Genomic DNA, 5,368 nt, shown 5'->3' with positions numbered 1-5,368 from the left:
CCCGGGTGGTGGGCGGCAGCCCGGAGGCGGTGGAGGCCGCAGTGCGCGCGGTGTGGTCCGCCGCGCGTGAGCAGGTGCTGGGGGCGCCGGCGCCGGACCTGCGCAAGGGCTGAGAAACCCAGGGTTCACTGCAGGTGGATCGAGGCAACACAGACGAAACACTGTGGAACCGTGCGGCTCACATGAAACTCATAACTTTGCGTTCATCGAGCGTCGATCCCCGAGAAGCGGGGGCCACCGACCGCCCGCACACGGCAAGGATGAACCCGCGTGAAATCCATCTCCAGACGCACTGCTGCCGCCGCCGCCCTCGTGGTTCTGGGGGCCGGTGCCCTCACCGCCTGCGGCAACCGCACCTCGGACACCGCCGCGGCCCCCGCGGAATCGTGCGTGGACACCTCCGGGGACACCATCAAGATCGGGTCGCTGCACTCCCTCTCGGGGACCATGGCGATCTCCGAGAGGACCGTGCGTGACTCGGTCGAGCTCGCCGTGGAGCAGATCAACGCCGACGGCGGAGTGATGGGCAAGCAGATCGAGACCGTGGTCGAGGACGGGGCCTCCGACCCGGCCGTGTTCGCGGAGAAGGCGCAGAAGCTCATCACCAGCGACTGCGTGGCCGCGATCTTCGGTGGCTGGACCTCGTCCTCCCGCAAGGCCATGCTGCCGGTGGTCGAGGACAACAACGCGCTGCTCTACTACCCCGTCCAGTACGAGGGGCTCGAGGCGTCGGAGAACATCTTCTACACCGGCGCCACCACCAACCAGCAGATCGTCCCGGGGCTGGAGTACCTCAAGGAACAGGGCGCCCGGTCGATGTACCTCGTCGGTTCGGACTACGTCTTCCCGCAGACCGCCAACCGCGTGATCAAGGCGTGGGCGGAGGCCAACGACGTCGAGATCCTCGGTGAGGACTACACGCCGCTCGGGTCCACCGACTTCTCCACCATCGTCAACAAGGTGCGCACCGCCGACCCGGACGCCGTGTTCAACACCCTCAACGGCGACTCCAACGTGGCCTTCTTCCGCGAGTACACCAACGCCGGCCTCACCGCCGAGGACACCCCGGTGGTGAGCGTGTCGATCGCCGAGGAAGAGGTCCAGGGCATCGGCGCGGACAATATCGAGGGCCAGCTCACGTCGTGGAACTACTACCAGACCATCGAGAGTCCGGAGAACACGTCGTTCGTCGAGGCGTTCAAGGCCAAGTACGGCGAGAACAGGGTCACCTCCGACCCCATGGAGGCCGCGTACACCTCGCTGTTCCTGTGGAAGAACACGGTCGAGAAGGCGGGCAGCTTCGACGTCGCCGAGATCCAGGAGAACGCGGGCGGGGTCAGCTTCGACGCCCCGGAGGGCACCGTGACGATCAACGGGGACAACAACCACATCTCCAAGACCGCACTCGTCGGGGAGATCCGCCCCGACGGCCTGATCTACGAGGTGTGGAGCTCGGGCGAGCCCATCGAGCCGGACCCCTTCCTCGAGGGCTACGACTGGGCCGGCGACCTGTCCGGTAACTGACCCAGTCCGAGTCCACCGCCCCCCGCGGCGGTCCCGGTCACCGGGGCCGCCGCGGGCGGGTGCACGCAGGAGAAAGGAGCCGGTGTGGACGTCATCATCGGTCAACTCGCGACGGGACTGAGCATCGGCTCGATCCTGTTGCTCGCAGCGCTCGGCCTGTCCCTGACCTTCGGGCAGATGGGCGTCATCAACATGGCGCACGGCGAGTTCATCATGGCCGGCTGCTACACGGCCTACGTCATCCAACAATTCGTCGCCGCCTCCGGTGCGGGGCTGGCAATCTCCCTCGTGGCGGGGTTCGTGGTGGGCGGGTTGCTCGGGGTGATCCTCGAGGTGCTGCTCATCAGACGGCTGTACGCCCGACCGCTCGACACACTGCTCGTCACCTTCGGCGTCGGGCTGGTGCTGCAACAGATCGCGCGCGACATCTGGGGAGCCCCCGCCGTCAACGTCGAGGTGCCCGCGTTCCTCCGCGGGAACCTGGTCCTGCTCGGGGCCTCCGTCCCGTACACGCGGGTCTTCATCTTCCTCCTGGCCGTGGCGTGCGTCGCCGCACTCATGGCGGCCATGCGGTTCACCCCGATGGGGCGGCGCATCCGGGCCGTCACCCTCAACCGCGACCTCGCCGAGAGCTCCGGCATCAACTCACGCCGCAGCGACCTGACCACGTTCTTCATCGGCTCCGGCCTCGCGGGGGTGGCGGGCGTGGCGCTGACCCTCATCGGTTCGACGAGCCCCACCATCGGGCAGTCCTACCTCATCGACGCGTTCCTCGTGGTGGTGGTCGGGGGCCTCGGTCAGCTGAGGGGCGCCGTCATCGCGGCCTTCGCGCTGGGGATCCTCAACTCGTTCTTCGAATACTCCACGACCGCCTCCGTGGCGAAGGTGCTCGTCTTCGTGACGATCATCGTCTTCCTCCAGATCCGCCCGCAGGGGCTGTTCGCCGTCAAGACCAGGAGCCTGGCATGACCGACACCGCCACCATCGGCACCACCACCCCGGACCCGGCCGAGCCGGCCGCGGGTCGTCGGGGACGGCCACCTCGTCTGCCCCTGCCCGGCGCGCTGACCACCGAGGGCGAACGACCCCGTTGGGTGTTCTGGGTGGCGCTCGCCGTCGCCGCGATCCTCATCTTCGGCGTCGCACCCGTCCTGTTGAGCGAGTTCAGGCTCAACCTGCTGGCCAAGTTCTTCTGCTTCGGCATCGTCGCCAGTGGGATCGGGCTGGCGTGGGGGCGGGGCGGCATGCTCACGCTCGGCCAGGGCGTGTACTTCGGCGTCGGCGCGTACGCCATGGCGATGTACCTCAAGCTCGCCGACGCCCGCGACCGCGGCGGTCCCGACGCCCTGCCGGACTTCATGCAGATCGCCGGGATGCGGTCGCTGCCCGGGTATTGGGAACCGTTCGCCTCGCCGATCTTCACCCTCGTGGTGATCCTGCTCCTGCCACCCCTGCTGGCCTTCGGGTTCGGATACCTGGTGTTCAACCGCAAGGTCAAGGGCGCCTACTTCGCGATCCTGTCCCAGGCCCTCGCGGCCGCCGCGGCGATCTTCCTGGTCAGCCGCCCCGAGCTCGGCGGATCCAACGGACTCAACCGGTTCACCGGCTTCTTCGGCTTCGCCCTGTCGGATCCGGCCAACCGCCAGATGCTGTACTTCATCACCGGCGGCGCCCTCATCGGAGTGGTGTTGCTGGTGCGCCAGCTCATGCACTCGCGCTTCGGTGAGCTGCTCGTGGCCGTCCGCGACCAGGAGGAGCGGGTCCGCTTCCTGGGGTACGACCCGGCGCTGGTCAAGTCCCTGGCGTACGCGGTCGCCGCCTTCGCCGCCGGGATCGCCGGCGCGCTGTTCGTCCCGATCGTCGGGATCATCTCGCCCTCGGCGATCGGCATCGCCCCGTCGATCGCGTTCCTCATCGGCGTCGCGATCGGCGGCCGGGCCACCCTGCTCGGCCCGGTCCTGGGAGCGATCGGCGTGGCCTGGGCACAGACGACCTTCTCCGAGGCCTACCCGTCGCAGTGGACCTACCTGCAGGGTGTGCTCTTCATCGTCGTCGTGGGCTTCCTGCCCGGCGGCCTGGCCAGCCTGTTCGTCATCCGCCGGCGCCGCAGGTCCACCGGGTCCGGCCCCGCGACCCCCGCCACCACCGGATCCACCGGATCCAACACGGAGGAGACCCCATGACCCCCACCGCTGTGGCCACCGATTCGACCGGGGCCGGAGGCGGCCGCGCCGGCGCCTCGACGGGACGGACCTACCTGGAGGTCCGCGGTCTGACCGTCTCGTTCGACGGGTTCCGTGCCGTCGACGGGGTGGACCTGACGCTGATCCAGGGAGACCTCAAGTTCCTCATCGGACCCAACGGCGCGGGCAAGACCACCGTCGTCGACGCGATCACGGGGCTGGTCCCGGCGACGGGGACGGTCGACAAGACCGGGCAACCGGTGCTGGGGATGAAGACCCACAAGATCGCGCGCATGGGGATCGGACGGACCTTCCAGACGGCCAGTATCTTCGAGGACCTCACGGTGGAGCAGAACCTGGACATCGCGGCCGGCTCCGGTCGGGGATGGGTGACCCTGCTCCGGCGGCGCCGCGGCCGCGCGACCGTGGTCTCCGAGGCGCTGGAGACCATCGGTCTCGAGCACCTGGCCGGCACCAAGGCCGGGGTGTTGGCCCACGGTCAGAAGCAGTGGCTGGAGATCGGCATGCTGCTCGTCCAGGACTCCGACGTGATGCTCCTCGACGAGCCCGTCGCCGGCATGGGGGCGGACGAGCGCAAGGCCACCGGCGAACTGCTCCAGCGCATCGCCGCCGACCGCACGGTGGTGGTGGTGGAGCACGACATGGACTTCATGCGCGACTTCGCCACCTCGGTCACCGTCCTCGCGGCCGGCAAGGTCCTCGCCGAGGGCACGGTCGCCGAGATCCAGGCCGACCCCAATGTCCAGCAGGTGTACCTGGGCACCGCGGCCGCCACCGGCACCGAGCTGGAAACCGGCACCGAGCTGGAAACCGATACCGAGCCGGAAAGCGGTACCGAGCCGGAAAGCGGCACCGAACCCGAGATGGAGTCAGACGAATGAGCGCACTACTGCAGATGTCCGGCGTCCGCGCCGGGTACGGCGGGTCCGAGGTGCTCCACGGGGTGGACCTGGAGGTCCCCGCCGGGGGCGTGGCCGCGGTGCTCGGGCACAACGGGGCGGGAAAGACGACCCTGCTGCGGGCCGCCGTCGGCCTGCTGCCGTGCAAGGCCGGCACGATCACCTTCGACGGCCAGGACATCACCGGACTCAAACCGCATGGCCGAGTGGCGCTGGGTATCGGCTACGTGCCCCAGGGTCAGCAGTCGTTCACCCAGCTCACGACCGTCGAGAACCTGCGGGTCGTGGCGGACGGGCGCAAGCGGGGGAAGGCGCTCATCGACGAGTCGCTCGACCTGTTCCCGGCGCTCAAGGAGCTGCTGGATCGGAAGGCCGGGTTGCTCTCCGGTGGGCAGCGGCAGCAGCTGGCCATCGCCCGGGCGCTCATCACCGAGCCGCGGCTGCTGGTGCTGGACGAGCCGACCGAGGGCATCCAGCCCAATGTCGTGGCCGAGATCGAGCGGATCATCGTGGACCTGGCCTCGCGCGGCGACCTGTCCGTGCTGCTGGTCGAGCAGCACGTGGGGTTCTCCCTGAGGGCCTCGGACGTGTTCTACGTGGTGGAGTCGGGCCGGGTCACCCACTCGGGCGCCTCCGACGACACCGCCGCCCACGAGGTGACGTCGGCGCTGGCGATCTGAGCGAACCGGTCCCCTCGCCAAGAGCGTTCCGCACACATCGGCCGAGAGGCAGGTGTGCGGA

Annotated in this window: 5 protein-coding genes; all 5 read left to right on the top strand. The window is 69.0% G+C overall.

What is annotated here, in order from left to right:
* The first annotated feature begins 270 nt into the window (after positions 1-270).
* Complete coding sequence (gene urtA / locus G6021_RS06100; protein ID WP_179523262.1) at positions 271-1,524, top strand: urea ABC transporter substrate-binding protein; 1,254 nt, start codon at positions 271-273, stop codon at positions 1,522-1,524.
* An 84-nt stretch (positions 1,525-1,608) separates the two neighbouring features.
* Positions 1,609-2,493, top strand: coding sequence for an urea ABC transporter permease subunit UrtB (urtB, locus tag G6021_RS06095; RefSeq protein WP_182610272.1), 885 nt, complete (start codon positions 1,609-1,611; stop codon positions 2,491-2,493).
* Positions 2,490-3,707, top strand: coding sequence for an urea ABC transporter permease subunit UrtC (gene urtC / locus G6021_RS06090; RefSeq protein WP_241734252.1), 1,218 nt, complete (start codon positions 2,490-2,492; stop codon positions 3,705-3,707). The genes urtB and urtC overlap by 4 nt, the downstream gene beginning before the upstream one ends.
* Positions 3,704-4,609: an urea ABC transporter ATP-binding protein UrtD gene (gene urtD / locus G6021_RS06085; protein WP_241736441.1), complete on the top strand. Its 906-nt coding sequence runs from the start codon at positions 3,704-3,706 to the stop codon at positions 4,607-4,609. The genes urtC and urtD overlap by 4 nt, the downstream gene beginning before the upstream one ends.
* The gene (gene urtE / locus G6021_RS06080) at positions 4,606-5,307 is read left to right on the top strand and encodes an urea ABC transporter ATP-binding subunit UrtE (protein ID WP_182640858.1); all 702 of its coding nucleotides are present in this window, start codon (positions 4,606-4,608) and stop codon (positions 5,305-5,307) included. Before urtD ends, urtE begins: the two co-directional genes overlap by 4 nt.
* The last annotated feature ends 61 nt before the right edge of the window (positions 5,308-5,368 follow it).

The organism is Dietzia sp. CW19 (assembly GCF_014145265.1).
Lineage (GTDB): Bacteria > Actinomycetota > Actinomycetes > Mycobacteriales > Mycobacteriaceae > Dietzia > Dietzia natronolimnaea.
The sequence above is the reverse complement of the archived record's forward strand: the minus strand, read 5'-3'. Positions and strand labels throughout refer to the sequence as shown.